Raw genomic sequence first — 26031 nt, 5'->3', positions numbered from 1 at the left:
TGACTGCACCCTTGGTTTACCCGTACAGGCCCAACTCTCAAGAGTGCAGTGTGTTAGTAATAATAGCGTGGAGCGCTTTGGCATGCTGGTGCAATACGCGATACACGTCTTTATCCAACGCACCATTGATGACATCAGCCTCTATCAGCTGTAATGCTTGCTGAAGGTTCATTCCGTGGCGATAGGGGCGGTCTTCGGTGAGGGCGGTAAAAATATCGGCGATGGCGATAATACGGTCCGGGAGCTGCAGATAATCCTCATTAAGATGGAGAGGATAACCGCTGCCATCCAGTTTTTCATGATGATTGGCGGCCCAGTTAATGATCTCGCCAAGTTCGCTAAAGGCGCTAAGCAGTTTACCGGTCATGTAGCTATGCTCACGAACCTGAAGTAGCTCTTCGTCATCCAGTTCACCCTGTTTTTCCAGAATCGCCAACGGGATATAGATTTTGCCAATATCATGTAAATAGCCGGCGATTTCGATTTTTTGGCACTCTAATTCCGGCAGATTTATATAGGTTGCCAGCATTCGGGATATTTTCCCGACCATCAGACTGTGGCTGGCGGTAAAGCTGCTGTAGGTGTCTACAATTTTGGCGATCAATAAACAGATGTCTTTCAGGCCATCGATATCGATGTAAATAGCGTTAATTGGGCCGATAATCTCCAGCATCCGCTGAATATGCCCGGGGTTAAGATGCAGCCAAAAATGCTCCTTTTGGGCGAGCTGGCATAAGGTCTGACACAGCTGCGGGTCGATCTCCTGATATAGTGCACGAAATTTATCAATGACAATGTCGGTTTGATAGATGGTGGCGGTTTTATCGCTGGATAACAGGCGCTCAAAAACGTCGGCAAAATAAACAATATGCTGTTCGAGGCTGCCTCTGTGGCTCGGGCTAAAATGGTGGTCGCGGATAATCGGCAGAATGGGGGCCAGAGTGGCTAACCCATCTAGCATTTCGGCTCCCCGATGCTGATGCGGGTCGTCGAGATTATCTATCGCGTTGAGTGAAGCGATAACCCTTTTGTCGCCCAGCACGCCGATATCGTGCAGCAGAGCGGCGCAAAAAATGGTCTGCTGTTGCTGACGAGACAAACCGGCCGCGAGCGCAAGCTCCAGCGCAATCAGCGCCGTTCTTTGCATATGAAGATGTAATTCAGGGTTAATGATTTGTATGACGCGGGTGGCAAGCATCAATGCTGATTTTAAGGCGATACGCATCGTTTTTCTCCATCGCGTTACCCGAATTGTTTTGGTTCATTTCGCCGATATACCCTAAATAATTCGAGTTACAGGACAAGGCACTTGTGCCTTGAACAGCGCTTGCGCTGGCCCCGAAGGGGCGAGGCCATAGGCCGAGTAACGCGGCAAGTAAGTGAATCCCTGGGAACTTACTTAAGTAAGTGACTGGGGTGAACGAACGTAGCCAACGCGCATGCAACTTGAAGTATGACGGGTATACTGTAGCCATTATTTATTTTAGGCCTGTATGACAGAATTGAATGAGTTAATTCTTATCATGCATTTTTATTACGCCATATCCGGATTATTTCACCACGCACATCGGGCGCAGCGATACCGGCTCCGGATGAATCTCTGCCTCCAGACTGAAGACCTCGCGCAGCATTTCTGGCGTCAGCACCGTTTCCGCTGGGCCCTGAGCCTGCACCTGGCCCCCAGCAAGTACCACCAAATGATCGCAGTAGCGGCTGGCCTGGTTAAGATCGTGCAGCACGGTGACCACAGTTTTTCCCATTAGCTGTAGCTCGCGCATCAGCTTCATTAACTCCACCTGGTGATTGATATCCAGCCAGGTTGTTGGCTCATCAAGCAGCACCAGCGGCGTATCCTGAGCCAGCAGTAGCGCCAGAAAAGTCCGCTGCCGCTGGCCGCCGGAAAGGGCGCTTAGTGGCTGCTCCGCCAGCGCAGCGATGCCTGTTCGTTCAAGCGCGCGCTCAATGCTCTCTCTATCCTGTGTCGAAAGCCGTCCCCATATTGGCAACCACGGGCTGCGACCATAGCTGACCAGCTCGCGCACGGTCACGCCTTCCGGTACGTAATGCTGCTGCGGAAGGAGCGCCAGCCGCCGTGCCAGTTGACGAGTCGAGATACCATTTAAGGTCTGATTACCAAGCCAAATCTCCCCAGCGTCCGGCGTCAGAAGGCGAGAAAAGCACTTCAGCAGAGTGGACTTACCGCAGCCGTTCGGCCCCAGCAGCGCGGTGATTTTCCCACCCGGTAACGTCAGGTTGAGATTGTTAATAATGCGCTTGCCGTCATAGCCAGCGGTCAGATTTTCCGTTCGCAGTTCCATTTAACGCATTCTCACAAGTAGCCAGATAAACCAGGGCGCGCCAATAATCGCTGTCAGCACGCCTGCCGGAAGCTCCATCGGCGGGTTGAGCGTTCGCGCCAGCAGATCGGCGAGCAGCAGAACCAGCCCGCCCATCAGCGCCGAAACCGGCAGTAAATAACGATGACGTCCACCGAACAGGCGGCGAACAAGATGCGGCACGACGAGACTGATAAAAGCGATAGGGCCGCAGACCGCGACGCTGACCGAGGCGAGGGCGACTGCCAGAGTGAGGCCGTAGCCGTTAAGCCAGCGCGTGTTGACGCCGAGCGTTCCGGCGCGGTCGCTGCCTAAGGCCAGCAGGTCGAGATCGCGGCTGAGAGTAAAGCTCAGGGGCAGCAGCACGGTGAGCAAGGGCAGAGCGACAATCACAAACGAGCCATCTCTGGCCCACAGGCTACCGGTTAGCCACAGCAGCGCGTTATTGATTTCCTGAGGGCGCGACAGTAAAAGATAATCGGTCACGCTGGCCCAGCAGGCCGACAGCGCCACCCCAGTCAGCGCCAGGCGCATTGGGCGGGAAAAACCGGCAAGAATTATCAGCACCGCCATCGCCGTTATCCCGCCGATAAAGGCCAGCAGCGGCAGCCACAGCAGGGACAGGGAGGGTAAAAACCACAGTGCGGCGACCGACGTCAGGCTCGCCGCATGGTTAATGCCCAGAATATCTGGTGAGGCCAACGGATTACGCACAACGCCCTGAATCAGCACGCCGGAAACCGCCAGCGCGGCGCCGATAATCAGCGCCAGCACCACGCGCGGCAGGCGATATTGCATCAGGACGTAGTGATGTTCGCTACCCGGATGCCAGCCGTCAAGCAGCGCCCGCCACGGCAGCGGGACCGCGCCCATACGCAACGAAAGTACGGTTAACAGCGCCAGAACGAGCAGTAAAAAGCTGACGCGGCGGAGTCTCATCCGCGCCTCCGGACCAGCCAGACGAAACAGGGGGCACCGACCAGCGCCAGCACCGCGCCCGCCGGGAGCTCTCCCGGCCAGGCCAGCGTTCTGGCGAGAATATCCGCTAATAGCATAAATAAAGCGCCCAGCATGGCGCTCATGGGCAGAAGCGTACGATGATCGTGAGCGGCCCAAAGCCGTGCCAGATGCGGGATCAGCAGACCGATAAAGGCGACCGGCCCGGCGACGCTGACGCAGGCCCCGGTGAGTAACAAAACGGCGGCGTTAATCAGCAGGCGCAGACGGGGCAAGTTCACTCCCAGTGAATGGGCGGCGCTATCGCTGACGTTCAGCAAATTAAGCGCATTGGCCAACAGAAAGACACCGGGAATAATCAATACCGTAAAAGGCAGAAGCTGCCAGAACTCTGCCCAGCGCACGTGGGAAACGCCGCCCGCCAGCCAGGTGAGAATACCGTATGCGTGATCTTCCGCCAGCAGCAGAGTTATGCGGGTCAGCGCCATACATAGCGCCGAGAGGGCAATCCCGGCGAGGATCAGCCGATTGCGATCCAGCTCCTGACGCCAGCCGCCGCCAGCGGTCATCACCAGCATCCAGCTAATTCCACCGCCGCAGGCGGCAATCAACGCCAACGAAAGCCCGGTCAGCAGTGCCGGGCTGAAGGCGCTGGTCAGCGCCATTGCCAGCGCCGCGCCGCTATTGATGCCCAGCAAAGAGGGAGAGGCCAGCGGGTTATGGGTCAGGGTTTGCAGCAGCGAGCCTGAAACAGCGAGGCTGGCCCCGAGCATCATCGCCACCAGGCTGCGGGGCAGGCGCAGATTAAGCACTAACGCCTGCGCAAGAGGAGGCGTTTTCGGCGCGAGCAAGGCGTGCAGGGCATTTAGCGGCGAGATCGGGATTGCCGAATAGCAAAACAGGCTCAGCCAGAACAGACCGATGAGCGTCAGCAGCGGCAATCCCCAGATAAAAAACGATCGACGGAATGGTCTCATGGTGCGCTATCAACCGCCTGGTGGTGGACGATTTTCACCATATCGCCAGCGATACGCTCGGCGGCAAAGATCCCGCGCATTCTTGCCCAGCTGTTGCTATCGACGGCGGCAATCTGCTGCTTTTGTTGGGCCTGTAATATTTGCCAGAGCGCGTCCTGCTGCCATTTTTTAACGATGCTTTCGGCCCGATAATGGGCCACCAGCAACCATTGCGGATTAATCGCCAGCAGCTGTTCGAGATTGATCGCCGCCATCGGCGCGCCGTTGATCGGCTGCGGAACCTTCAGTCCAAGCGCCACCAGCACGCTGCCGGTATACGATTGCGTAGAATGAAGATTGAACTGCTGCTCGCGTGAGGTGCCAAATAGCACGCTGGTACCGGCTGGTACCGGCTGGTAGCTGGCGGGCAAACGCTGCCATGGTTTGCCGATGCTGCGCCAGGCGCTGCTGCATCTCTGCCTCTTTGCCAACCGCTTTGCCAATAATCGCCGCCGACTGCAGATTTTCCTCATAGGTTTCATTGCGTGATTTCAACAACAGTACCGGGGCAATCTGCCGCAGGGAGGCGTAAATGCCGCTATGGCGGCTGCTATCGGCAATAATCAGGTCAGGATGAAGGGCGCTGATGGCTTCCAGTGAGGGCTGGGCGCGGGTACCTACCGACTGCCAGGGTTTCAGGCGCGCACGTACGTCCGGCAGAATTCGCGATGGGTCGTTATCATCGGCAACGCCCACCGGGTTGACGTCAACCGCCGCCAGCGCGTCAACAAAGGAGAGCTCGAGCACCACGATCCGCTGCGGTGTCTTATCAAGAGTAAAGGTGCCGTGCTCATCCTGCACGGTGACAGCGAATGCGGGGCCTGTCAGGAATAGCAGGCCAAAAATAAACATGCGAACAATGCTAAACATAGTCAACTCCAGCTTGCCGGACAGGGCGCTTTCGCCGCTATCCGGCAACAAACCATCATCAGAATTTCATCGATCCTTGCAGATACAGCGTGCGCGACTGACCGGCGTAAAGGCCTTTGTTGTTATCGTCGTAAGAGCGGGTGTAATACTCATGATCGAAGATGTTCTTCACCCCCAGCGCGAGGTTGAGGTTGGCCATTTGCGGGCCAAAATCATAGGCCACGCGCGCGCCCCACAGCATATAGCCAGGGATACGCCCGGTGCTGCCGTCGGCGCTCTCCTCCACGGTGTTGGCGTTATCCGCAAACTGGCTGGACTGGAAGTCGCTATTGAGGTTAAACGTCCAGCTGCCGGGCTTGTAATCGACGCCAAAGGTGCCTTTGTGTTTTGGTGAAAAGGGAACCTGGTTGCCGTAGGTATCACCTTTTTCGCGGATTTCGGCGTTGACATAGGCATAGCTGGCGTAGACAGAGAGGTTATCCAGGGTGGGGGAAAGTTCGCCAAGGTCGTAACGGGTTTGCGCTTCCAGGCCGCTATGACGGGTTTTACCGCGCGCGGTAACCGTGTCGTTAGTCTGGTTGGAGTCGTACTGATTATTAAAGTTAATCAGGAATAGCCCCATCTCGGCGCTCAGCGCGCCGTCGTCGTAGCGGGTGCCGACTTCCCAGGTGCGTGCTTTTTCCGGTTCCACATTGCCGCTTTGCACAGCCTTGCCAATTTGGCTGTACTGTACGGTGCCGAATGAGCCTTCTGTGTTGGCATAGATATTCCAGCTGTCGGTGAGGTGATAAAGAACGTTTAGCGCCGGGAGCGGCGCGTTATAGCTGACCTGCTCGCGGGTGCCTTTTATATTGTTGTCCTGATATGACTCGATGTGCTCAAAGCGCATGCCCGGCGTTATCGTCCAGTTGCCGATATCAATGCGATCGTCGATATACCAGGCGTGAGCTTCGGTGCCGGAGCGGGTATCGCGATCGTACGGGCTGGCGGTGCTGGGCAGCTCGCCGCTGGTGGTCGCGGTGTAATAACGCATCTCGTGGGTCGATTCATTCACATAGCGGTAGCCGACGCCGACTTCATGCGCCGATGGGCCTATCATAAAGCTCTGGCTGTAGCGTGGTTCAATGCCGCGAACCCAATATTCACGCGGCGAGAGGGTAATACGCTTGCCCTGTTCCAGATAACCGCTGCGCAGGGTGTGGGTATAGAACCCCTGAATATTAAATTTGTGCTGCGCGTCAGGTTGATATTGGTAGCCAAGACTGGCGAGCTGGCGGCGTCCCCAGAAGCGGTCGTAAGGGCGGGTGGATTGCCAGCGATCGGCGTTATAGTCGGCGCGGGAGAGGCCGCCGGGCATATCGGCTTCGCCGTCGTAGTATTGCAGCAGGCTGTTAAAGGTATGCACTTCGTTGGGCGCATATTTGCTTTTCAGCATCACATCGTCGATACGCGTCGCGCTGTGTTCGCGCCAGTCGCTGCCGCGGGTGCCAGAGTAGAGCAGGGCGGAGCCGAAACCGTTATCCGCCGTGCCGCCGATCATTAAGTTATGCGTCTCTTTCGGATTGTTTTGCGAAGAGGTGGGGCTGAGCTGCCCTTCAACGCCCCCCGCAATACCGAAATCCTGCGGGATCGCGCGGGTTACGAAGTTCACCACGCCGCCGACGCTCTGCGGCCCATAGCGCACCGCACCGGCACCGCGTACCACATCCACCGCATCCATATTGCCGAGCGAGACCGGTGCCAGCGAAAGCTGCGGCTGGCCGTAAGGCGCAAAAGGCACTGGGATGCCGTCCATCAATACCGTGGAACGGCTGGCAAGGCGCGGATTGAGGCCGCGAATACCAAAGTTCATCGCCAGATCGTGACTACCGGTACCGGTATTTTCCGGTGCATTCACGCCGGGAATTCGGTTCAGAACTTCGCGCATGGTGGTCGCGCCGGTTTTGGCGAAATCTTCCCGGCGGATAACATCACGGGCACCTGCGTGCACAAAGACATCGTTTTCCCGGGCGTCGCCGAGCCAGTCGCCCACTACGGTTAAGGTAGATTCGCTACTGACGGGCGCTGGTTCCAGCGTCCAGACGTTATTACCCAGCGCTTTTAGCTGTAATCCGCTGCCGTCCAGCAGCGTGTGTAATCCCTGCTCGGTTTCAAAACTGCCGTGCAGGCCGGGGCTGAGCTTACCGCGCGTCAGGCTGGCATCGGCGGAGAGCGTGATGCCGCTGCGGGCGGCATATTGGTTAAGTACGTTGTCTAAATCCCCGGCTGCAATATCAAACTGCGTGGCGGCAAATACCGGCACGGAAGTCAGCCCCACTAACGGCAGCAGACTGATACGGATTGCCATCACCAGAGGCAGCGGTTTGCGTAAAACGCGTAAAGGCGTCATGAGTTCTCCATGATCGTTTTTGGTTGTATTCACCTAATAAGTCGAACGAGCAGGGGAAAAGGGACAATGGAGAATGAGAATTTTTTTGATTTTTTTTCTCAAGCCGGAATCACGGTGACCCAATAGCGGGTGACAAACTGCAATTTTATCGGCAGGGTTTGCGCGATGACCTTAAGGATGGCGTCAGGGTCCCCTAACGGGAAGGTTCCGCTGAGGCGTAAATCAGCCACGGCGGGATCGCAGCGCAGTACGCCGGAGCGATAGCGGGCAACGCTGGCGACCACCTCGCTCAGTGGGGTATCACGGAAGGTTAATATTCCTTGCGTCCAGCTATCTTCACCGCCGTTAAGTGCGACCAGGGCGGCGAAGCGATCGCGGGTGAACCACCGGCTTTCTCCGGCGTAGACTCTTTGCTTGCTGCCCGAAGGCAAAACCGCTTCGACGGCGTGCTGCTGTACGGCAAGTTGTGTTCCGCCCGCGAACTGGCGCACGGTGAATTCGGTCCCGAGCGCGGTTAGCAAGCCATCACGAGTCCGTACCCGGAACGGTCGCTGTTGGTTGTCGTGCGCGGTCTTAATGGCGATTTCGCCATAGCGCAGATGGACGAGGCGCTGATGAGCGTTAAAACGGACATCAGCAGCGCTTTCGGTGTTCAGTGTGAGCAGCGTGCCATCGGCAAGCCGCTGCTGGCGCGGCAGGCCCTTTGCCGTGCGGTAGTCGGCGCGTAGCCCCTCAGCCAGTTCGGAGTCCCATAGCCGCCAACCGCCACCGGCAGCCAGCAAAAGCAGCAGCCCTTTCAGCACATGGCGGCGAGCCAGACGGCTATCGTGCAGCGCCCGGCTGGCCAGTCCGCCGGGCAATTGCCCCATCTGCTGACGCAAGTTTTCCACCTGTTGCCAGGCCCACTGGTGATCATTGTTCTGCTCATACCACTGTTGCCAGCGGGCTTCCTGCGTTGGGCTGACGTGACCCTCGCTCAGAACGGCGTACCAGTGCGAAGCCGAACGCAACGCCTGACGACGGGAGTCGCTCAACGCCGGGTTCACAGACTATTCTCCAGGCGAAAAAGCAGGCAGTGCTCGGTAGCTCTCGCCATATATTTTTTGACAGAGCTGACGGAGACCGACAGACGGCTGGCGATTTCGACGTAGGTCAGGCCTTCGAGCTGTGAGAGTAAAAATGCCTCCCGGGTTTTTACATTGAGCCCATCCAGCATGGTGTCAATCTGCTGTAACAGTTCAAGCTGGCTTTGTCGCAGCTCGGGCGAGGGGACCAGCTCTTCCGGTAGCTGCGAGAGCATATCCAGCCATGCGCGCTCCAGCGCATTGCGGCGGAACAGGTCGATCATCACCCGTTTGGCAATAGTGCAAAGGAAAGACTTTGGATCGCGAATCGTTGCCAGCGGCTCGCCGCCCATAATTCGCACGAAGGTATCCTGTGCGACGTCATCGGCGTCAAAGGAAGATTGCAGCTTATGGGTAAGCCAGTTTTTCAGCCAGCCGTGATGGTCGCTATACAGCGAGGCAAGCGTCAACGGTGCAGCGGTAGCGGAAGGCTGGGACATGAGCGGGTTCAGAAAAATTCATCAGTGTGCCGTATGTTAATATGAGAATGGTTATCATTTCAATTAAAACGCAATCCGCTTATGAATCATGAAGTGAATAGTTGCTATAAGTAACTGTTAAATATTGAATAGATTTTTTACCGCCAATTACCCCCGCCATTAATGCAAATAAAATTCATTATCATTATTCCCTCGGTAATCATAATGATGTATTTATAATGCATGTTATAGATAAGGAGATTCTGATGAACGCAAGCGACAAAGCAGGGCATACATTTTTGGCAAGTTTGGGGAAAACTCGTCTGCGCCCCGGCGGCGTGGAGGCGACGGAGTGGTTGTTTCAGCAAGCGGGATTTACTCCTGACAGCAAAGTGCTGGAGGTTGCCTGTAATATGGGCACCACTTCGATAGAGCTGGCGCAGCGTTTTCGCTGTAGCGTATACGCTATTGATATGGATAAGGACGCGCTGGCGATAGCGCGGCAAAACATCGTGCGTGAAGGCGTGGATAATCGGGTATTAGTGATGGAGGCTAATGCTAATCGACTGCCTTTTCCTGATGGTTCCTTTGATGTAGTGATTAATGAGGCGATGCTGACGATGTATGGTGATAAAGCTAAGGAGAGGCTGGTGGCGGAATATTTTCGCGTGCTCAAACCCGGCGGCCGTTTGCTGACCCACGATATTATGTACACGCAAGAGGCGCTGGAAGAGGGGGCACGGATGCAGTTGCAGGGCGTAGTGAAATCCAACGTGAGCCCGTTGAGCGCCGAAGGCTGGCAGACGCTTTTTGAGCGGACAGGTTTCGATTACGTTCGTTATCACCACGGGCGGATGTCGCTAATGTCGCCCAAAGGGCTTATCAAAGATGAAGGATTCAAACAGGCGCTGAAGATTGCCTGTAATGGTTTACTGAAGCGCGAGAATCGTCCGAGATTTTTATCGATGATGCGCTTTTTCCAAAGTCAAAAGCATCGTCTGAACTTTATCGCCTGCTGTTCAGTTAAAGGTGTAAAAGTCCAGATGGAGAGTGAAAAATAACGCAAGGAATATGAATAACTGTCGATAAACATTATTTACTGTCAGCGATGTAAAATAAGGTGATTCTTATTTCAGGGTGAATATCGAAAATATTTCACCTTGCATCTCTTTTTTGGCGGGTCATTCTGATTGACGGCCGTGGGGTTTTGTATTTTGACCAGTAATGATTAGCGCGGTATTTATTGCTTATAATGTCCAGGGAAGGGGCCGAACTTAACCTCCAGTGGTTCCCTTCTACACCGCATGGCTTCTGAGGCAGCCATGATTTTCTGCTTGCATGGCATCGAAGTTCAACGGTGCTCTGATGAATGATTAGCCTGGAAATCATTCTTTTTATAGATATTCGTAATGATTTGTTCATTTTTATTTTACATTTTGTTACAGGTGTGCTTGTATTGTGTTTTTTTATGCTGGCGTGGTTTTTTACTTGCCGGAGTGAATTTACCAGTATTATTATTGTCAGTAATGCTATACGTATCGCCTAATGACTCGATGAAGGGACTCGTTTTTTCCTTAAGCGTTACCTCATGTTTGAATGTTTACAGGAAAAACCATGTCTTGCGCTTTTAATAAAAGTCTCCTCCATCCCCGTAATTGGGGGACCTGGTTTGGCCTTGCCATACTCTGGCTCATCGTTCAATTACCCTATCCCGTTTTACATACTATCGGTACCAGCGCTGGCCGGGCATCACGACGTTTTCTAAAACGCCGTGAACGTATCGCCCGACGTAACCTCGAACTCTGTTTTCCGGATATGTCGCCAGCGGAGCGAGACAAGCTTATTGAACAAAACTTCATGTCGCTAGGGATGGGTCTTATCGAGACCGGTATGGCATGGTTCTGGAGCGATGAGCGAGTGAGAAAATGGTTTGACGTTGAAGGCCTGGATAACCTCAACAACGCGATGAGTGCGGGAAAAGGGGTGATGGCTGTCGGCGTGCACTTTATGTCCCTTGAATTAGGTGGTCGCACTATGGGGCTGTGTCGCCCGATGATGGCAACTTACCGTCCACATAACAGCCCGCTGATGGAGTGGGTGCAGACTCGCGGCCGTTTACGTTCCAACAAAGCGATGATCGACCGCCGCAATTTGTCTGGTCTGGTCCATGCATTGAAATCTGGCGAGGCCGTTTGGTTCGCCCCGGATCAGGATTACGGCCCCAAGGGAAGCGTGTTTGCTCCGTTCTTCTCTGTGGAACATGCAGCAACGACCAACGGTACCTACGTGCTATCTCGCCTGTCTGGTGCGAAAATGCTGACTATCAGCATGGTACGCAAGCCAGACCGCAAAGGTTACCGCCTCTATATCAGTGATGTGATGAGCGATTATCCTGGCGAAGATAAACAGGATGCGGCCAGCTATATCAATAAAGTCATTGAGAAAGAGATCCTGCGTGCGCCGGAGCAATATTTGTGGGTTCACCGCCGCTTTAAAACCCGTCCGCAGGGCGAAACTTCGCTGTATTAAGACATCCGCACTCACAGCGCTTTCAAAATGGTCTCCGTTGCGTTAACGTGCGCGGGATCATATTTTTTGTTGTAAGCGAAGGAGTGCGTTGTGTTCGCTGAGTTTGGTGTTTTGAATTACCTGACCTATCTGGTTGGGGCTATCTTTATTATCCTGGTGCCCGGCCCAAATACCTTTTTTGTCCTCAAGACTGGCGTTGCTCACGGCGTTAAAAAGGGCTATCTGGCGGCGGCTGGCGTGTTTATCGGCGATGCGGTACTGATGTTTCTCGCTTTTGCGGGCGTCGCGACGCTCATCAAAACCACGCCGGTATTGTTCAATATTGTCCGTTACCTGGGGGCGATTTATCTACTGTGGATGGGCGGCAAGATGCTCTACGCGGTGTTAACCCAGCGCGATGGTCATTCTGCGTCTGATTCCGAACCAGGGAGCGCGATTCTTAAGCGTTCGCTGACTCTCAGCCTGACGAATCCGAAAGCCATTCTGTTTTATGTCTCTTTTTTCGTGCAGTTTATCGACGTTAATGCCAAAACCCCAGGCCTTGCGTTCTTTATTCTGGCGCTGACTCTGGAAATCATTAGCTTCTGCTACATGAGCTTCCTGATCGTCTCCGGCTCTTTTGTGACGCGCTATGTCAAAACGAAAAAGAAACTGGCGAAAATCGGCAACAGCCTTATTGGCTTAGTCTTTGTCGGTTTCGCTGCCCGTCTGGCAACCCTGCAGTCATAGTCATCAGGCCGGTACGTGCGACCGGCCCGATAGCGACCATCACTGTTTCGTAACAAAATCCCTTCAATTTTTATTGCATTGGTGTTACATATACAGCCGATTATCGCTCAGAAAAAAGGGAACCCGGATGATTCTGCAGAAACTCACCAGCAATAAAAACAGCAAGAAGTTTTTCCTGTCGATAGGGGCGGTGTTTGCCATCGCGCTTTTCGTGGTTGGCCGTGCGACCTTTGGGGGCGTGGTGAGCGAGTATAATATGCCGTACTCAGAGTGGACGACGTCAATGTTCTTCCTGCAAGGGGCGATGGTCACGGTTTATAGCATTGTGTTCACGCTGCTGTTCTCTATTCCGCTGGGTTTCCTGTTTTTAGGTTCCGATCGTCAGGACTAGCGTAATGCAATAAGGCGAACCGAAGTTCGCCTTATTCAGCGTTCTGCCACCCGCTTTACCACCAGCCGAATTGCGTACCTGCTACCGCCACAATGGCAATGATAAGCATAATAATGGTGCTTTTTTTCATTATGCCCCGCCCGGCGCCGCATAACCGCCAACAAAAAACCAGCCCAGAAAAACAACGGCGACGATAAATATAGCCACCGGAAATAGAATGCCCAGTCTCATTGTTTTGTCCCTGTAGGTGCGAAATATGCCTGACATCATACGGGATATTCACGCGTTGTATTAGTCTATATGAAAGAAAGTCCCCTGGCGGCGCGACTTCTTATCCTGATACATCGCATCGTCGGCGGCACGTAGCGCCTGTTCGATGTCCATCGCCCGAGGGTTGACGTCAATAACGCCAAAACTGGCGCCGGGGTAGTGAATACGGTTCCCGGCAAGAAAATAGGTCCCCGTTAACTCATGGCGTAACGCGGCGATATACTCTAGCTGTTCTGCTAATTCAAGGCCCGGGCCGACAATTAAAAATTCATCCCCACCAAGGCGACCGACAATATCGCCGCTACGTACACGGGCATTGAGACGCTCGCCAATCTGAATGAGAAAACTGTCGCCACACGAGTGACCGAATCGATCGTTTATCGCTTTAAAATCATCAAGGTCGATAAAAATCATCAGCACATTGCGCTGCTGCTCACATGCGCGGGGGAATTGAGCGGAAAGGTGCTTAAACAGCGAACGACGGTTGGGCAAACCGGTCAATTCATCGGTATAAGAGTGCATTTCAAGCGCGACGTTAGCCGTACGCAACTGCTGCACCAGCGTCTCTTTCTCAACGTAATGGGAGATGAGCTTGGCAAACAGGTTCATGACCTGCTCACCCTCAAGGTTATAGGGCTGTCTTTCGCGGCTGGTCGCACACAGCGTACCGAACAGCGAGCCATCGGTCAGGCGCACCGGAATGCTGAAGAAGGTGGCGATGCCCAAATCCTGCGCCGCAATGCACGAACGCCAGCGCTCGGCCACGTCGTTGCTGAACAGGCAGCGATCGTCCAGCGCACGCTTGCACAGCGAGTCGTTCCACGGGACGGAAAAACCTTCAGGTATCTGCATTTCGCTGCTGTTGTGCGCATACATAATCAGCTGTCGCTGCGCCTCAAAGTCGATACGCGTCAGGTAGGTGGATTCCATTCGAGTGACAAGCTCCAGCATCTCAAGTAACTGCCGCACCAATGCTTCCAGAGAGTGTTCATTGGCGAGAGTTTGCGAGACGCGGGCAAGAATAAAGTCGGACATGAATGATACGGCTCCCGAACGCTGATCGTGACTACCAGCAAATTATGCTAAAAACGACCATCAGCGCAGAGTAAACAGAGATACATAAAATTTAACACATCTGTTGGGAGAATACCTGTATCGGCACCAGGAAAAAAAGCCCCGTCGGGGGCGACGGGGAAAAACTCATTGATTATGGAATGATCTGTTCTCTGGTCAGTTCGAGAACAGGGGCTACACTACGAGGTAAAAGTGTAGTTAAAATGGAGAAACCGTGGAGATTCAGGACGAAAAGGTCGTCCTGAACAACGAAGGAGTAAAAATGAAGTGGATGACAATCATGCTGCCTCTGGCGCTCGCCGGATGCGCTCAGCCTCAACAGACTCAGCCCACGCATCCGGTGGGCATGGCTAACCCGGCGTCGGTTTACTGCGAACAGCTGGGAGGCACTCAGGTACCTGTACAAAGCCCGCAGGGCGTGCGCACGGACTGTAAGCTGCCGGGGGGTGAAACGATTGACGAATGGGACCTCTGGCGTCGCGACCATCCGGCTAAGTCGTAGCGCTTATTCCAGCGCTTCCAGCCAGGCGGCAAGCACCTGAGCATGATTTTGTCGGGTGTTTTTCGCCCCATAGAGTAGCGTTAGCTGCTGCTGACGGGCCAGGGCGGCGAGGCGCGCGCCTTCATCGCGGTGGGCGTCAAGTTCCTGACGATAGAGCTGACTGAAGTGAGTAAAATCGATAGTTTCGCTGTGGAAAGCCTTGCGTAAATCAGCCGACGGGGTCAGCGTTTTACACCACTCATCGTAGTTCAGTGCCTCTTTTTTAATGCCACGCGGCCACAGACGATCAACCAGCACGCGATAGCCATCGCTCTCTTCTTGTGGGTCATAAACGCGCTTACATTGAATCATCGTCACTCTCCCTTTGTTCCATCCAGTTGAGCAGTTGCGGGATCTGCCCGTCGGAAAATACCGTAATGCCATGCTCGCGAAGCAGCGCGGCCGCAACGCCAGAGCCAGGTTTGCGCTGCCCGTTAAAGGTACCATCATAGATAAACTGGCTACCGCAGGTTGGGCTACCATCGGTCAACAATGCGGCGGCACAGCCTTCTTCTTGCGCTGCTTTCAGCGCCAGCCAGGCGGCCAGTTGATAGTGCGCAGTAACATCCTGACCATCACTTTCAACGATTTGCGCGCGGTTTTGCATTACATCAGCGCCCTGAGCATTGAGGATTTCAGCCGGAAGTCGGGGGACTGGCAAACCGGCTGCCAGCTCCGGGCAGTGGATGATCAGCCGTCCCTCTTGCTGCCAGCGCGATAGCGCGTCGGCCAGCTGCGCTTTGTTACTGCCGTTATAGCGAACCTGAAAGCCCATCAGACAGGCGCTGACCAGAATTTTGCTCTTCATCTCGTATCCGTAGCCATTCCTTTGCTTTATACCATACCGCCTGTCAGGCAAAATTGCGCGGGACCAGGCCAGTAAAAAATAAGGATTGTGTTCCGCCGCCGGGATCGCTAACCTGAGGCTCCTTGTGTTGCCTGATAATCGCTCTGACATAAGGATCCTGCTATGAACTCCTCACCCTTGCGTATTGCCCTGGTTGGTGACTACAACCCTGATGTAATTGCCCATAAAGCGATTCCGCTGGCGATTGATGATGCCGCTGCCGTAATGGAGCTTGCGTTGCGCTACGACTGGCTGGCAACCAGCGAGATAAGCTCCGCCGACGATCTGGCCGACTACGATGCTATCTGGGTCGTTCCCGCCAGTCCTTATAAAAACGCCGAAGGCGCGTTTATCGCCATTCGCCACGCGCGTGAAAACAGCATTCCGTTCCTCGGTACCTGCGGCGGTTTCCAGCACGCGATCGTTGAATACGCGCGTAACGTGATGGGCTGGCAGGATGCTGCGCATGCCGAAACTGATACCGAAGGCCGGATGGTGATTGCACCGCTGAGCTGCTCGCTGGTGGAAAAGACTGATGGCATTGAACTGCGTGCCAATACCCTGATCGCTCGCGCCTATGGGCGTGACAGCATTGAAGAGGGTTACCACTGCAACTATGGGATTGCAGAAGACTTTGCTCGCGAACTGGAGCAGGGCGATCTGCGGGTGACCGGCTGGGATGATGATGGCGAGATTCGGGCGGTGGAGCTGATAACGCATCCGTTCTTTGTCGCCACGCTATTCCAGCACGAGCGCAATGCGCTGGAAGGGCGCCCATCGCCGCTGGTGCACGCGTTTTTGCACGCGGCAAGCCAATAAGTAAACGCCCGGCAGCGAAAATTGCCGGGCGCTGGTGTCGCTAGCTGTTGATCTCCCGATCGCGACCGGCCAGCGCACCAAATACCGCCATTGCGATTGAAATCAGCGCCACGGCGATCAGCGGAATATGCCAGTCGCCGTTGGCATCATGAATTTTCCCCATCACCGGCGGCCCGCATGCGGCCAGCAGATAGCCAACGGCCTGCGCCATTCCCGATAACGCGGCGGCCTGATGTGCCGAATTAGCGCGCAGGCCAATGAAGGTCAGCCCCAGAATCATGGTTGCGCCGGATCCAAAGCCGAATATCAGCGTCCATATCACCGCCTGAGCGGGCAAAAACCATAATCCGAGCGCGCTAGCGGCGCACATCAACGAAACAAGAACGGCAATGCCGCGCTGATCTTTCAGCCGATGGAGAATCAACGGGATCGCCAGCCCGGGAGCTGCGGTCGCTAACTGAAGTAGCCCGTGCAGAGACCCGGCCTGAGCTTCGCTGTAGCCAATGCTTTGCAAAATAGCGGGCAGCCAGCCGATGATGACGTAATAGACCAGCGAGTTAATGCCGAGAAATAGCGTAACCTGCCAGGCCAGTGCCGAGCGCCAGATCCCGCGGTTGTGGACCGCGCCCGAATTTGTTAGCGGCGCAGGGGCCTGCTGACGCGACTGCGGTAGCCAGACAAACAGTGCCAACAGGGGGAAAACCATCAGCATCAGCAGTGCCCCGCGCCAGCCGAGTCCGGCAAGCGCCAACGGGACCACCATCGCCGACCCCAGCGCAGCGGCACCGCCCATCGTCAGGGAGTAGGCACCGGTCATTTTGGCAACATGCTGCGAGAAATCGCGTTTGATTAATCCGGGCAGCAGGACGTTCCCCAGCGCAATACCGCAGCCGATAATCGTGGTGCCGATAAACAGTAATGCCACGGAAGGTAGCGAGCGCAGACCGATACCCAGGCAAATTAGGATCATCGCCAGCAGCAGGCTGCGTTCAATGCCGAATCGACGTGCGATGCCCGCAGCCAGCGGTGAGACCAGGCCGAAGGCCAGCAGCGGCAGGGTCGTCAACAGGCCGGTTTGCGCGGCGGTGAGGCCATATTCGCTGCGAATTGCGTCCAGCAGCGGTGCGGCGCCGGTAAATGCAACGCGTAAGGTGGTCGCAATCAGCAAGATACCGGCAATCAATAAAAGATTACGGCGGCCGGTAGAAGATGAAACAGAATTCATGGCTATCTCAGACAAGAAAAACGAGGCGTTAACAATAGCCTGTTTGCGGTCTGTTTAAATCAAGCTAAAATGACAGAATATCGCTAATATCGGACAATCTTATGATCGGACTCGGCCTGGACGGCTATGACCCGGACAGCGGCCATGAAGCGGCGCTGGCATTTCGTATTCAGGTTGTCGCGAACGAGCAGCATATTCCGCGTCATCAGCACCGCAAAGGTCAGTTGATCCTGGCGCTGCATGGAGCACTAACTTGCGAAGTGGAAAATGCAATGTTGATGGTGCCGCCGCAGTATGCGGTGTGGGTCCCTGGGCAGATACCCCATAGCAACCGGGCGACGCCGGGAGCGCAGATCTGTTTTTTGTTTATTGAACCCGGTGCGGCCCCGATGCCGAATTTCTGCTGTACGTTAAAGATTTCACCGCTGGTGCGCGAGCTTATTTTGACCATGTCCCAGCGCGGCAGGGCAGAATTGGAATCAGCGGCGATGCACCGCCTGGTGCAGGTGCTGTTTGACGAGCTGCCACAACAGCCGCAGGAGCATCTGCAACTGCCGGTATCCGGACATCCGAAAATTCGCCAAATGGCGGAGGTCATGGCCGATGATCCCGCTCGTTGGCAAACGCTGGCGCTGTGGGCGGCTGAGTTCGCCATGAGCGAGCGTAATCTGGCGCGGCTGGTGGTGCGCGAAACGGGTCTGAGCTTTCGCCGCTGGCGGCATCAGCTGCAGCTGATCCTCGCTCTGCAAATGCTGATCCGCGGGCAAAGCGTTCAGCAGACAGCACAGAGTTTGGGTTATGACTCCACCACCGCGTTTATCACCATGTTTAAAAAAGGGCTGGGCCAAACGCCGGGACGCTATCTCGCCAGCCTGACTACGACTTCCCTATAAACAGCGAAATTATCCCGGCGGCGATAAGCGGGCCTACCGGTACCCCGCGGAAGAGAGCAACGCCGAGTACGGTGCCGACCAGCAGTCCGGCCACCAGCTGTGGCTGCGAGCCCATCAACGCCACGCCGCGCCCGCCGAGCCATGAGACACCGACGCCGACGGCAATCGCCAGCAGTGATTTCCAGTTAACGAACGAATGGAGCAGCGTTGAGGGCGGAAGAGTACCGCTGGCGATAGGCGCCATCACGCCGATAGTCAGGATGATAATCCCGATAGTCAGCCCCTGCTTTTCAATCCACGGGAAGAAAGTATTAAGCGGGGTGACGCGGACGATAATTAAAACCAGTATTGAAATCGCAACGGTCGTGTTATGGCTAATAAAGCCGAGCGCCGCCAGGCCCAGCAGAATGAACAGGGTGGTGTCGAGCATGTGCAGAGGTCCTTGCCAAAATACAAAAAAAGAGAAGCCCGTTTACTCTACGCATAATTGGGTGAGTAGACAGGCTTTTTTAGCGTACTTCTGTTATTTCGGGCATCTGCCTGACTGACTTTCGCAATAACGGAATCAGCTCGGTGATATGAGATTCAGGCTTCGCGGCGAAAGACTACCAGCTCGGGTCGGGCAATACGTAAATAGTCGGTGGTGTTGAGGATAATCGATTTGTCGAGCTGCCCGGCGTTGAAGGCGATTTCCGGGAAGCGCTCAAATAGCAGCGGGTCGGCGACCAGGCGCAGCGATGGGTGGAAACTGAAAGGCGGAATCGCGCCAAACACGCAGGCGGTGAGGGTATCGACCTCTGCGGGGCTGGCCAGTGAAGCTTTGCTGCCGCCGATATGTTCGGCCAGGCGGGCTAAATCGGCCTGTTGATCGGCGGCAAGAATCGCCAGTACGTGTTGATTTACCCCATGACCTTTGACTTTACATACCAGCGCTTTTGCACCCTGACCCAGGGCCGTACCGCGGATCTCCGATACCGCTTCACATTTCCCGACGGCTTCATGCTCAATAACCCGGAAACGAGCATCGGATCGGTTAAGCAACTCGAGCAACTGCTGGTGGGGACTCTGTATTACAGGCGCATTCATGTCAGTCTGTCCTTGCGGGTTAAAGTATCCAGCTTAACCTTCTTGTGCCGGAAGTGGATGTTTTTTCTGTTTTTTATTTTCGTACAGACGGGCATCGGCGATGTTCATCACGTCCACGAGGTTATCTCCCGGCGCCATGCTGCAGGCTCCCCACGAGAAATTAACGCGTTTATTGATATCAACCGCCGTCAGGTGTTGGCGGATGCGCTCGGGAATATCCTGAGCATCTTCATTGGCGTAATCGATCAGAATCAGGAAGAACTCGTCTCCGCCCAGGCGAATACCGTAATCGCTTTTACGTATGGACGACGATATGGCCTGCGCGAGCATAACAATAGCCCGGTCGCCTTCGTTATGCCCCCAGGTATCATTAATGTATTTCAGTCGGTCGCAGTCGAGCGCCATAAACACGATGTTCACGCCCTGTTCCGTCAGCTTTTGCAGGCGGGACTCAAGGATCGGGGAGAGGATTTTACGGTTGAAAAGACCGGTTAATGAATCGCTGATGTTTTCTTTGAAAACATCGGTATACAAACGGAAGTGCATCCGTACAAGATGCAGTAGTACGCCGGTAGATATCAGGTAAAACAGGAACAGTTTCCAGGAGCTAAGCAGGAAATACATCACGTCCAGCGACAGTGAGATCTGCAAGTTTTCTGCAACCTGCTGCTTGTAGTGGGCATAACCGAAAATATGCGTTTGGCTGCGGTGAACAATGATTTCGGTTGTTGAATCCGAGTCCGTTAAGGTGATATCCAGATAGCGCCAGACTAAGGGGCGGTCAGTAGTATACAGAAGTTGCTCAATATTTTTGCGGGTGACATCGACCATCACGACCCCTTTAAGCCGATCCTGGTGATAGACAGGGGTCAAAAACGATAAAATATTCTGCCCTGTTATCGCGTCAACATAGATGCTGGAAATCAGCGTGCGACCCCGTAGTAAACTATTCAGGCTGGCTTGGTTGATGCCTAATTTACCGTCGTGGAGAAAATTCCAGTTATCCAGTGCGCTGTTTTCTATCTCGACCGGAGAATGGAAATAAACATATTTATTTTCAAAATCAATGAAATAGCGTAATTTTTTATCGAATTTATATGGGCCAGGTTCCTTTCCAGAGGAGGTATTGATATGGTTGATCGTTGTATCAAATACTTGTAAGGCGGGTAGATCTTTTACCCATGCCTGGCATGAAGACTGATTGGCGCTGAGCGTACCACGAAGCAGGGGAAACGACTTTTCTGTAATATTCAGCCCGCTAACGCCGCCCTTTGTTTGCATGCTAACGCCGCCCTTTGTTTGCATGCTGGCGCAAGCCTGTTGGGCGACTTCGACTGTGGGAGGGGTATCTAACTTGCGAGCAAACTGGGAGATAATTAGCTGATTTTGATATTTATCGTGTAGAAAAGCGTATTCACCTTTTTCGACGATGTAGTGCATATACTCTGACATATCCCGATGGCTGGCGACTAATTCATACACCAGAAATGAAGAGGTCAGAACAACCACGCCCGCAGAAATAAAATGGCGGAGTAATTTATTCTTTAATTTCATGATGATAGTTCCGCCAAAGTAATTGCGCTGATTTTACCATGCCCAGACTGGGTATGTCATTCAAACGGCTTACCTCCGGTGTGCAAATATTGACCGGTGATGGGAGGTAAGTAGCTGCTTAAGTATAAGGCAGCTACGAAAATTGGGTTACCCGATGATATCCAGGCTAATTCCACAATTTACTCATTTTATCTTCAATCAGTTATGCTGGAATGACAAAAAGTATTACTATTCTTCCTGCGCCATAGACATAAGAATTTTATTTATCAAGCGAACTTTTCTTATTTTTATTAGTCCTTAGCAAGATCAGGAGAAGTACTGTTGATAGTGGTTACGAGGTTATGATGATGGAAAACACAGCGGTGCAGGTATCCCCCAGAAAGTTCAAAAAAATAAGAGAGCTGAACAGGCGCCGTAATTACTTTGTCAAGAAAGTACGCAATGTCTTGCGGGTTCATATCGCCAAAGCATTTTGGGATAATCGCAAACGCCATGATGTCGACTTGTCGTCGGCTAAAACGGTCCTGATGATGCGTAATGAAGGGGCGATAGGCGATGTGGTTGTGGATTCGGCGCTGGTTAAATGCCTCCATGAGTCGGGGATGACCGTTGATTTCCTGCTGACAAAGTCAAACAGTCAGGTTATGCGGCACAATCCGCACATCCGTCGCATCTATGAGGCTGAAAATGTCGATTCCGCGGATTACCTGCGTAAATTCAAACACAATGTTCCTCAACCTGTAATTGATGAGCTTGCGAATAATAAGTACGATATTATTATTGACCCCTCGCTATTTGATATCCCTGTACACAGAATGCTGCTGCTACGGCAAATAAAAGCTAAGTCAGTGCTGGGGTTTAATAAGTGGGCGTCGATTAACCACTACACCAAGTCCTTTGATTTTGACTGCGAAAACTGGCACGTCAGCAAGACATTTGCACTTATTGCCGATCACCTGAAGCTGGATAAAAAGCATCTGGAGTCCTATGACCTGCATATTCCGCAGGATATCTATCAGCAAGTTCGCGAGTATCTGGCTGGTTTGGATGGGCGTAAGGTGGTGATTAATATTTTTGCCGGGCATCAGGACCGCAGTTTGTCGCAGGAACAACTCGCGTCAATCATTGAAAAATTACGCTCAGATTACCCTGATATAAACATTGTCTTGCTCGATCATCGCAATGAGATCCGTATTCCTTTACCCGAAAAGGTGAGGGTGAATCCGTTTAAAACGCTGCACCATACTATGGCGCTGATCGCACAAGCTGATTTGGTTATCTCGCCGGATACTTCCGTCGTGCATATGGCGGCGGCATGGAAAAAACCGCTGATCGCCATCTATAAGGATGTGCGCATGAACAATCGGCTTTGGGCTCCGGGTTATGACAACGCGCGGCAGATCATTGTCCAGTGCGGTAAAGTGCATCAGAAGCAGAACCTCGCCAGCCTGATTATGGCTGAGATTGATTCTGACCTGCTGCCACTGACGCCGGAGTGTGAACAGGTTGGCTAAGAAATGGTGGAAACAGCCAGCAACAACGCGTCGCTGGCTGTTTTGGATAGACTAACCGTCGGATTTTGACGTCTGTTTGTGGAACAGTTCGCGGAACACCGGATAGATATCCTCCGGGTCGCGGATATGTTGCATTGCAAAGTTCTCGAACGTTGACTGCAGGTGCTCATATTCGCGCCACAGCGTCTGATGCGCGCGTCGGGTTATCTCGATATAGCTGTAGTAACGCACCACAGGTAGAATTTTCTTCGCCAGCAATTCGTGACATAACGGCGAGTCATCAGCCCAGTTATCACCATCCGATGCTTGTGCGGCGTAGATATTCCACTGCCCCGGGTCGTAACGCTCTTTGACCACTTCATCCATCAATTTCAGGGCGCTGGAGACAATTGTGCCGCCGGTTTCCTGCGAATAAAAGAATTCGTGTTCATCGACCTCTTTAGCTTGCGTATGGTGGCGTATATAAACGACATCCACGTTTTTATAGGTCCGGCTGAGAAACAGATACAGCAGGATGTAAAAACGCTTGGCCATATCCTTGGTTGCCTGATCCATCGATCCGGAGACGTCCATCAGGCAGAACATCACCGCCTGGCTTGAAGGCTCTGGTCGCTTTTCATAGTTTTTGTAGCGCAGGTCAAAAGTGTCGATAAACGGTACGCGGTCGATTTTCGCCCGCAGCTCGGCAATCTCTTTACGCAGGCGTTCCTCTTCCAGCAGCTGTGCCGGTTCGCTTTTGCTGATGATATCCAGATCTTCTTCCAGCGCGTGCAGTTGCCGACGCTTACCCGCTGTCATTGCAGTACGCCGCGCCAGCGAGTTTTGCAGCGAGCGAACGACGCTGATATTAGCCGGTACCCCATTGGCGGTATAACCTGCACGGTGGCTCTTAAACTCCGTCAGCTGCCGTTGCTGATTTTTTTTCAGGTTTGGTAGGGCTAGATCTTCAAATAACAGATCCAGATATTCATCTTTCGAAATCTGAAAGACGAATTCATCTTGTCCTTCGCCGTCGGCGCTGGCTTGTCCCTGACCGCTGCCACCACCGCCACCGCCGCCCTGTGGACGTTCGATGCGGTCGTTTTGTACAAAGTGATCGTTACCCGGGTGCACGCGATTGCGCAGCCCGCCGCGACCCTGATGAAACATCGGCTCGTTAATATCGTCCGTTGGGATGGAGACGGACTCTCCGCTCTGAATATCAGTCACCGAGCGCTTATTGATGGCCTCGGAGATCGACTGTTTTATCTGCGCTTTATAACGGCGCAGAAAGCGCTGCCTGTTGACTGCGCTTTTGTTTTTCCCGTTCAGGCGTCGGTCTATGAACCAGGTCATATGCCCTCCTGTACTGCATTTGCCAACTGATGCCCTTGGTCATTCCGGCGGGAGCGTGTGCCCCGCAGCAGAATGTCACTGGGTATACGCAGTTTTATTAGCCCGGCAGTTATCGCCTGCCGGGCTGGTCTATCAGGATGATTTACGGACCCGCAGATACCATTCGCACAGCAGACGAACCTGCTTGCGGGTATAACCTTTCTCCATCATGCGGTCGACAAAATCATCGTGTTTCTTCTGCTCATCGGTTGATGTTTTCGCGTTGAAGGAAATGACCGGCAACAGCTCTTCGGTATTGGAGAACATTTTCTTCTCAATAACCGTGCGCAGTTTTTCGTAGCTGGTCCAGTTTGGATTACGCCCGCTGTTATGTGCTCTGGCGCGCAGCACAAAGTTGACGATCTCGTTACGGAAGTCTTTCGGATTACTGATCCCGGCCGGCTTCTCGATTTTTTCCAGTTCCGCATTTAGCGACTCGCGGTCAAACAACTGACCGGTATCCGGGTCGCGATACTCCTGATCCTGAATCCAGAAGTCGGCGTAGGTGACATAACGGTCAAAAATGTTCTGCCCATACTCAGAATAGGATTCAAGGTAGGCAGTCTGGATCTCTTTACCGATAAACTCGGCGTATTTTGGAATCAGATAGCCTTTGAGGAACTCCAGGTAACGCTCGGATTGCTCCTGCGGGAACTGTTCGCGCTCGATTTGCTGTTCCAGGACGTAGAACAGATGTACCGGGTTAGCCGCGACCTCTGCGTGGTCGAAGTTGAATACCCGCGACAGGATCTTAAAGGCGAAGCGGGTGGACAGGCCGTTCATCCCCTCATCGACACCGGCATAATCGCGATACTCCTGGTAGGATTTCGCTTTCGGGTCGGTATCTTTCAGGCTTTCGCCATCATAAACGCGCATTTTCGAGTAAATGCTCGAGTTTTCCGGCTCTTTCAGGCGCGACAGAATTGAGAAGCGCGATAGCGTTTCCAGGGTGCCTGGGGCGCAAGGCGCATGGGTCAGTTCACTGTTGTTAAGCAGTTTTTCGTAGATACGGATCTCTTCCGAGATGCGCAAGCAATAAGGTACCTTGACGATATACACACGGTCGAGGAAGGCCTCATTGTTTTTGTTATTACGGAAGGTAACCCATTCCGATTCGTTGGAGTGGGCAAGGATAATCCCGTTGAACGGCAGGGCTGAGATCCCTTCGGTCCCGTTATAGTTCCCTTCCTGGGTGGCGGTCAGCAGCGGATGTAGCACTTTAATTGGCGCTTTGAACATCTCCACAAACTCCATCAACCCCTGGTTGGCACGGCACAGGGCGCCGGAATAGCCGTAGGCATCCGGGTCATTCTGCGCGTAGTGTTCCAGCTTACGGATATCCACTTTACCCACCAGCGCGGAGATATCCTGGTTGTTCTCGTCACCTGGCTCGGTTTTGGCGATGGCAACCTGTTCCAGTATGGATGGCCAGACTTTGACCACGCGGAATTTAGTGATATCGCCGCCGAAATCATGCAGACGTTTGGCCGCCCATGGCGACATGATAGTCCCCAGATAGCGGGTAGGCACGCCGTACTCTTTCTCAAGAATCTGCGCATCTTCCTGCGGATTAAAAAGGCACAGCGGGTGATCGTTAACCGGGCTGCGCTCCCCGTTGGCGCTCAGAACGTAAATCGGGACGCGCTGCATTAAGGACTTCAGGCGTTCGGCAAGCGATGATTTGCCGCCGCCCACGGGTCCCAGCAGATACAGAATTTGTTTCTTCTCTTCCAGCCCTTGGGCGGCGTGTTTTAAGTAAGAAACAATCTGCTCGATGGCATCTTCCATACCGTAAAACTCTTCAAACGCCGGATAGCGCGCGACAACCCGGTTTGAAAAGAGACGGGATAGCCTGGGTTCCAGGGCCGTATCGACCATGACCGGCTCACCGATGGCCATCAGCAATCTTTCTGCTGCGTTAGCATAAGCACTGCGATCTTGCCGACAGATGGTAAGAAACTCCTGCAGTGTGAACTCTTCGTCCTTGGCAGCTTCATAACGCTGGCGATAGTGATCGAATATATTCATGGCATGCCGTCCTTTCGTATTTAGCACAGGTTGAGAGCCGTTCATA

At 53.6% G+C, this 26031-nt stretch carries 26 protein-coding genes and 1 pseudogene; 8 read left to right on the top strand and 19 right to left on the bottom strand.

Annotated elements, in window-relative coordinates; translation table 11 throughout:
* Positions 1-37: 37 nt before the first annotated feature.
* The 8 genes and pseudogenes from HV213_RS17235 to fecI form a co-directional block, all read right to left on the bottom strand.
* Positions 38-1225 (bottom strand): HD-GYP domain-containing protein, encoded by a 1188-nt coding sequence (locus tag HV213_RS17235; RefSeq protein ID WP_181482644.1) that lies wholly within the window; start codon positions 1223-1225, stop codon positions 38-40.
* A 325-nt stretch (positions 1226-1550) separates the two neighbouring features.
* On the bottom strand, positions 1551-2318 hold the full coding sequence (gene fecE, locus HV213_RS17230) for a Fe(3+) dicitrate ABC transporter ATP-binding protein FecE (RefSeq protein WP_181482643.1): 768 nt from the start codon (positions 2316-2318) through the stop codon (positions 1551-1553).
* Entirely contained in the window at positions 2319-3275 is a 957-nt protein-coding gene (fecD, locus tag HV213_RS17225; protein WP_181482642.1) for a Fe(3+) dicitrate ABC transporter permease subunit FecD, read from the bottom strand.
* Complete coding sequence (gene fecC / locus HV213_RS17220) at positions 3272-4270, bottom strand: iron-dicitrate ABC transporter permease FecC (protein ID WP_181482641.1); 999 nt, start codon at positions 4268-4270, stop codon at positions 3272-3274. The genes fecD and fecC overlap by 4 nt, the downstream gene beginning before the upstream one ends.
* Positions 4267-5179, bottom strand: a pseudogene (locus HV213_RS17215) (Fe(3+) dicitrate ABC transporter substrate-binding protein FecB). Before HV213_RS17215 ends, fecC begins: the two are co-directional and overlap by 4 nt.
* Before the next feature lie 58 nt (positions 5180-5237).
* Positions 5238-7568, bottom strand: coding sequence for a TonB-dependent Fe(3+) dicitrate receptor FecA (gene fecA, locus HV213_RS17210; RefSeq protein ID WP_181482640.1), 2331 nt, complete (start codon positions 7566-7568; stop codon positions 5238-5240).
* 98 nt (positions 7569-7666) lie between these two features.
* Positions 7667-8614, bottom strand: a complete 948-nt coding sequence (gene fecR, locus HV213_RS17205; RefSeq protein ID WP_181482639.1) for a ferric citrate uptake sigma factor regulator FecR — start codon at positions 8612-8614, stop codon at positions 7667-7669.
* Positions 8611-9132 carry a ferric citrate uptake sigma factor FecI gene (gene fecI / locus HV213_RS17200; RefSeq protein ID WP_181482638.1) on the bottom strand — a complete coding sequence of 174 codons (522 nt, stop codon included), beginning with the start codon at positions 9130-9132 and terminating at the stop codon, positions 8611-8613. The genes fecR and fecI overlap by 4 nt, the downstream gene beginning before the upstream one ends.
* Before the next feature lie 245 nt (positions 9133-9377).
* Between fecI and HV213_RS17195 the strand changes: the two genes are divergently transcribed.
* The 4 genes from HV213_RS17195 (at position 9378) to HV213_RS17180 (ending at position 12760) form a co-directional block, all read left to right on the top strand.
* Positions 9378-10172 carry a class I SAM-dependent methyltransferase gene (locus tag HV213_RS17195; protein ID WP_181482637.1) on the top strand — a complete coding sequence of 265 codons (795 nt, stop codon included), beginning with the start codon at positions 9378-9380 and terminating at the stop codon, positions 10170-10172.
* A gap of 553 nt (positions 10173-10725) precedes the next feature.
* Positions 10726-11640 carry a kdo(2)-lipid IV(A) palmitoleoyltransferase gene (lpxP, locus tag HV213_RS17190; RefSeq protein ID WP_181482636.1) on the top strand — a complete coding sequence of 305 codons (915 nt, stop codon included), beginning with the start codon at positions 10726-10728 and terminating at the stop codon, positions 11638-11640.
* Positions 11641-11730: 90 nt separating this feature from the next.
* Entirely contained in the window at positions 11731-12369 is a 639-nt protein-coding gene (gene leuE / locus HV213_RS17185) for a leucine efflux protein LeuE (protein WP_110273603.1), read from the top strand.
* Between the two features lie 127 nt (positions 12370-12496).
* Complete coding sequence (locus tag HV213_RS17180; protein ID WP_110273602.1) at positions 12497-12760, top strand: DUF2534 family protein; 264 nt, start codon at positions 12497-12499, stop codon at positions 12758-12760.
* Between the two features lie 55 nt (positions 12761-12815).
* Here the strand turns inward: HV213_RS17180 and HV213_RS33770 are convergent, their stop codons facing one another.
* Genes HV213_RS33770 through HV213_RS17165 form a run of 3 tightly spaced genes read right to left on the bottom strand, consistent with a single transcriptional unit; the run spans position 12816 to position 14065 of the window.
* Entirely contained in the window at positions 12816-12869 is a 54-nt protein-coding gene (locus HV213_RS33770; protein WP_407657800.1) for a hypothetical protein, read from the bottom strand.
* Positions 12870-12889: 20 nt separating this feature from the next.
* Positions 12890-12991 (bottom strand): YoaK family small membrane protein, encoded by a 102-nt coding sequence (locus HV213_RS17170; protein ID WP_004101234.1) that lies wholly within the window; start codon positions 12989-12991, stop codon positions 12890-12892.
* Positions 12992-13051: 60 nt separating this feature from the next.
* Entirely contained in the window at positions 13052-14065 is a 1014-nt protein-coding gene (locus HV213_RS17165; RefSeq protein WP_181482635.1) for a GGDEF domain-containing protein, read from the bottom strand.
* Positions 14066-14366: 301 nt separating this feature from the next.
* On the opposite strand from HV213_RS17165, the gene HV213_RS17160 reads away from it, so the two are divergent.
* Positions 14367-14606, top strand: coding sequence for a putative hemolysin (locus HV213_RS17160; RefSeq protein WP_110273661.1), 240 nt, complete (start codon positions 14367-14369; stop codon positions 14604-14606).
* 3 nt (positions 14607-14609) lie between these two features.
* On the opposite strand, the gene HV213_RS17155 is transcribed toward HV213_RS17160, so the two are convergent.
* Together HV213_RS17155 and HV213_RS17150 are read right to left on the bottom strand one after the other, a co-directional pair.
* The gene (locus HV213_RS17155; RefSeq protein WP_181482634.1) at positions 14610-14957 is read right to left on the bottom strand and encodes a DUF488 domain-containing protein; all 348 of its coding nucleotides are present in this window, start codon (positions 14955-14957) and stop codon (positions 14610-14612) included.
* Entirely contained in the window at positions 14944-15453 is a 510-nt protein-coding gene (locus HV213_RS17150) for a 2-thiouracil desulfurase family protein (RefSeq protein ID WP_181482633.1), read from the bottom strand. The genes HV213_RS17155 and HV213_RS17150 overlap by 14 nt, the downstream gene beginning before the upstream one ends.
* A 162-nt stretch (positions 15454-15615) precedes the next feature.
* Between HV213_RS17150 and HV213_RS17145 the strand changes: the two genes are divergently transcribed.
* On the top strand, positions 15616-16311 hold the full coding sequence (locus HV213_RS17145) for a CTP synthase C-terminal region-related (seleno)protein (RefSeq protein ID WP_181482632.1): 696 nt from the start codon (positions 15616-15618) through the stop codon (positions 16309-16311).
* Between the two features lie 40 nt (positions 16312-16351).
* Here the strand turns inward: HV213_RS17145 and HV213_RS17140 are convergent, their stop codons facing one another.
* The gene (locus tag HV213_RS17140) at positions 16352-17536 is read right to left on the bottom strand and encodes a CynX/NimT family MFS transporter (protein ID WP_181482631.1); all 1185 of its coding nucleotides are present in this window, start codon (positions 17534-17536) and stop codon (positions 16352-16354) included.
* 101 nt (positions 17537-17637) lie between these two features.
* Here HV213_RS17140 and HV213_RS17135 point away from each other — a divergent pair, with 101 nt between their 5' ends.
* Positions 17638-18429 carry an AraC family transcriptional regulator gene (locus HV213_RS17135; RefSeq protein WP_181482630.1) on the top strand — a complete coding sequence of 264 codons (792 nt, stop codon included), beginning with the start codon at positions 17638-17640 and terminating at the stop codon, positions 18427-18429.
* On the opposite strand, the gene HV213_RS17130 is transcribed toward HV213_RS17135, so the two are convergent.
* The 3 genes from HV213_RS17130 to dgcJ all read right to left on the bottom strand — a co-directional run bounded on the left by HV213_RS17130 (position 18413) and on the right by dgcJ (position 21069).
* Positions 18413-18859 carry a DUF441 domain-containing protein gene (locus HV213_RS17130; RefSeq protein ID WP_181482629.1) on the bottom strand — a complete coding sequence of 149 codons (447 nt, stop codon included), beginning with the start codon at positions 18857-18859 and terminating at the stop codon, positions 18413-18415. The genes HV213_RS17135 and HV213_RS17130 overlap by 17 nt on opposite strands.
* Positions 18860-19014: 155 nt before the next feature.
* On the bottom strand, positions 19015-19515 hold the full coding sequence (locus HV213_RS17125; protein WP_181482628.1) for a YbaK/prolyl-tRNA synthetase associated domain-containing protein: 501 nt from the start codon (positions 19513-19515) through the stop codon (positions 19015-19017).
* A gap of 33 nt (positions 19516-19548) precedes the next feature.
* Entirely contained in the window at positions 19549-21069 is a 1521-nt protein-coding gene (gene dgcJ, locus HV213_RS17120) for a diguanylate cyclase DgcJ (protein ID WP_181482627.1), read from the bottom strand.
* A gap of 344 nt (positions 21070-21413) precedes the next feature.
* Here dgcJ and HV213_RS17115 point away from each other — a divergent pair, with 344 nt between their 5' ends.
* Positions 21414-22583 carry a glycosyltransferase family 9 protein gene (locus tag HV213_RS17115; protein ID WP_181486443.1) on the top strand — a complete coding sequence of 390 codons (1170 nt, stop codon included), beginning with the start codon at positions 21414-21416 and terminating at the stop codon, positions 22581-22583.
* A 51-nt stretch (positions 22584-22634) separates the two neighbouring features.
* On the opposite strand, the gene HV213_RS17110 is transcribed toward HV213_RS17115, so the two are convergent.
* Positions 22635-23918, bottom strand: coding sequence for a YeaH/YhbH family protein (locus HV213_RS17110; protein ID WP_181482626.1), 1284 nt, complete (start codon positions 23916-23918; stop codon positions 22635-22637).
* A 132-nt stretch (positions 23919-24050) separates the two neighbouring features.
* Complete coding sequence (yeaG, locus tag HV213_RS17105; RefSeq protein WP_181482625.1) at positions 24051-25985, bottom strand: protein kinase YeaG; 1935 nt, start codon at positions 25983-25985, stop codon at positions 24051-24053.
* Positions 25986-26031 lie beyond the last annotated feature (46 nt).

Source organism: Klebsiella sp. RHBSTW-00484 (assembly GCF_013705725.1).
In the GTDB taxonomy this organism is placed as follows: Bacteria; Pseudomonadota; Gammaproteobacteria; order Enterobacterales; family Enterobacteriaceae; genus Klebsiella.
The sequence above is the reverse complement of the archived record's forward strand: the minus strand, read 5'-3'. Positions and strand labels throughout refer to the sequence as shown.

Bases quoted from the DNA above. Each gene is read 5' to 3' on its own strand.
- HV213_RS17235 (WP_181482644.1), bottom strand. From the start codon at position 1,225: ATGCGTATCGCCTTAAAATCAGCATTGATGCTTGCCACCCGCGTCATA.
- fecE (WP_181482643.1), bottom strand. From the start codon at position 2,318: ATGGAACTGCGAACGGAAAATCTGACCGCTGGCTATGACGGCAAGCGC.
- fecD (WP_181482642.1), bottom strand. From the start codon at position 3,275: ATGAGACTCCGCCGCGTCAGCTTTTTACTGCTCGTTCTGGCGCTGTTA.
- fecC (WP_181482641.1), bottom strand. From the start codon at position 4,270: ATGAGACCATTCCGTCGATCGTTTTTTATCTGGGGATTGCCGCTGCTG.
- fecA (WP_181482640.1), bottom strand. From the start codon at position 7,568: ATGACGCCTTTACGCGTTTTACGCAAACCGCTGCCTCTGGTGATGGCA.
- fecI (WP_181482638.1), bottom strand. From the start codon at position 9,132: ATGTCCCAGCCTTCCGCTACCGCTGCACCGTTGACGCTTGCCTCGCTG.
- HV213_RS17195 (WP_181482637.1), top strand. From the start codon at position 9,378: ATGAACGCAAGCGACAAAGCAGGGCATACATTTTTGGCAAGTTTGGGG.
- lpxP (WP_181482636.1), top strand. From the start codon at position 10,726: ATGTCTTGCGCTTTTAATAAAAGTCTCCTCCATCCCCGTAATTGGGGG.
- HV213_RS17180 (WP_110273602.1), top strand. From the start codon at position 12,497: ATGATTCTGCAGAAACTCACCAGCAATAAAAACAGCAAGAAGTTTTTC.
- HV213_RS17170 (WP_004101234.1), bottom strand. From the start codon at position 12,991: ATGAGACTGGGCATTCTATTTCCGGTGGCTATATTTATCGTCGCCGTT.
- HV213_RS17165 (WP_181482635.1), bottom strand. From the start codon at position 14,065: ATGTCCGACTTTATTCTTGCCCGCGTCTCGCAAACTCTCGCCAATGAA.
- HV213_RS17160 (WP_110273661.1), top strand. From the start codon at position 14,367: ATGAAGTGGATGACAATCATGCTGCCTCTGGCGCTCGCCGGATGCGCT.
- HV213_RS17155 (WP_181482634.1), bottom strand. From the start codon at position 14,957: ATGATTCAATGTAAGCGCGTTTATGACCCACAAGAAGAGAGCGATGGC.
- HV213_RS17150 (WP_181482633.1), bottom strand. From the start codon at position 15,453: ATGAAGAGCAAAATTCTGGTCAGCGCCTGTCTGATGGGCTTTCAGGTT.
- HV213_RS17145 (WP_181482632.1), top strand. From the start codon at position 15,616: ATGAACTCCTCACCCTTGCGTATTGCCCTGGTTGGTGACTACAACCCT.
- HV213_RS17140 (WP_181482631.1), bottom strand. From the start codon at position 17,536: ATGAATTCTGTTTCATCTTCTACCGGCCGCCGTAATCTTTTATTGATT.
- HV213_RS17135 (WP_181482630.1), top strand. From the start codon at position 17,638: ATGATCGGACTCGGCCTGGACGGCTATGACCCGGACAGCGGCCATGAA.
- HV213_RS17130 (WP_181482629.1), bottom strand. From the start codon at position 18,859: ATGCTCGACACCACCCTGTTCATTCTGCTGGGCCTGGCGGCGCTCGGC.
- HV213_RS17125 (WP_181482628.1), bottom strand. From the start codon at position 19,515: ATGAATGCGCCTGTAATACAGAGTCCCCACCAGCAGTTGCTCGAGTTG.
- dgcJ (WP_181482627.1), bottom strand. From the start codon at position 21,069: ATGAAATTAAAGAATAAATTACTCCGCCATTTTATTTCTGCGGGCGTG.
- HV213_RS17115 (WP_181486443.1), top strand. From the start codon at position 21,414: ATGATGGAAAACACAGCGGTGCAGGTATCCCCCAGAAAGTTCAAAAAA.
- HV213_RS17110 (WP_181482626.1), bottom strand. From the start codon at position 23,918: ATGACCTGGTTCATAGACCGACGCCTGAACGGGAAAAACAAAAGCGCA.
- yeaG (WP_181482625.1), bottom strand. From the start codon at position 25,985: ATGAATATATTCGATCACTATCGCCAGCGTTATGAAGCTGCCAAGGAC.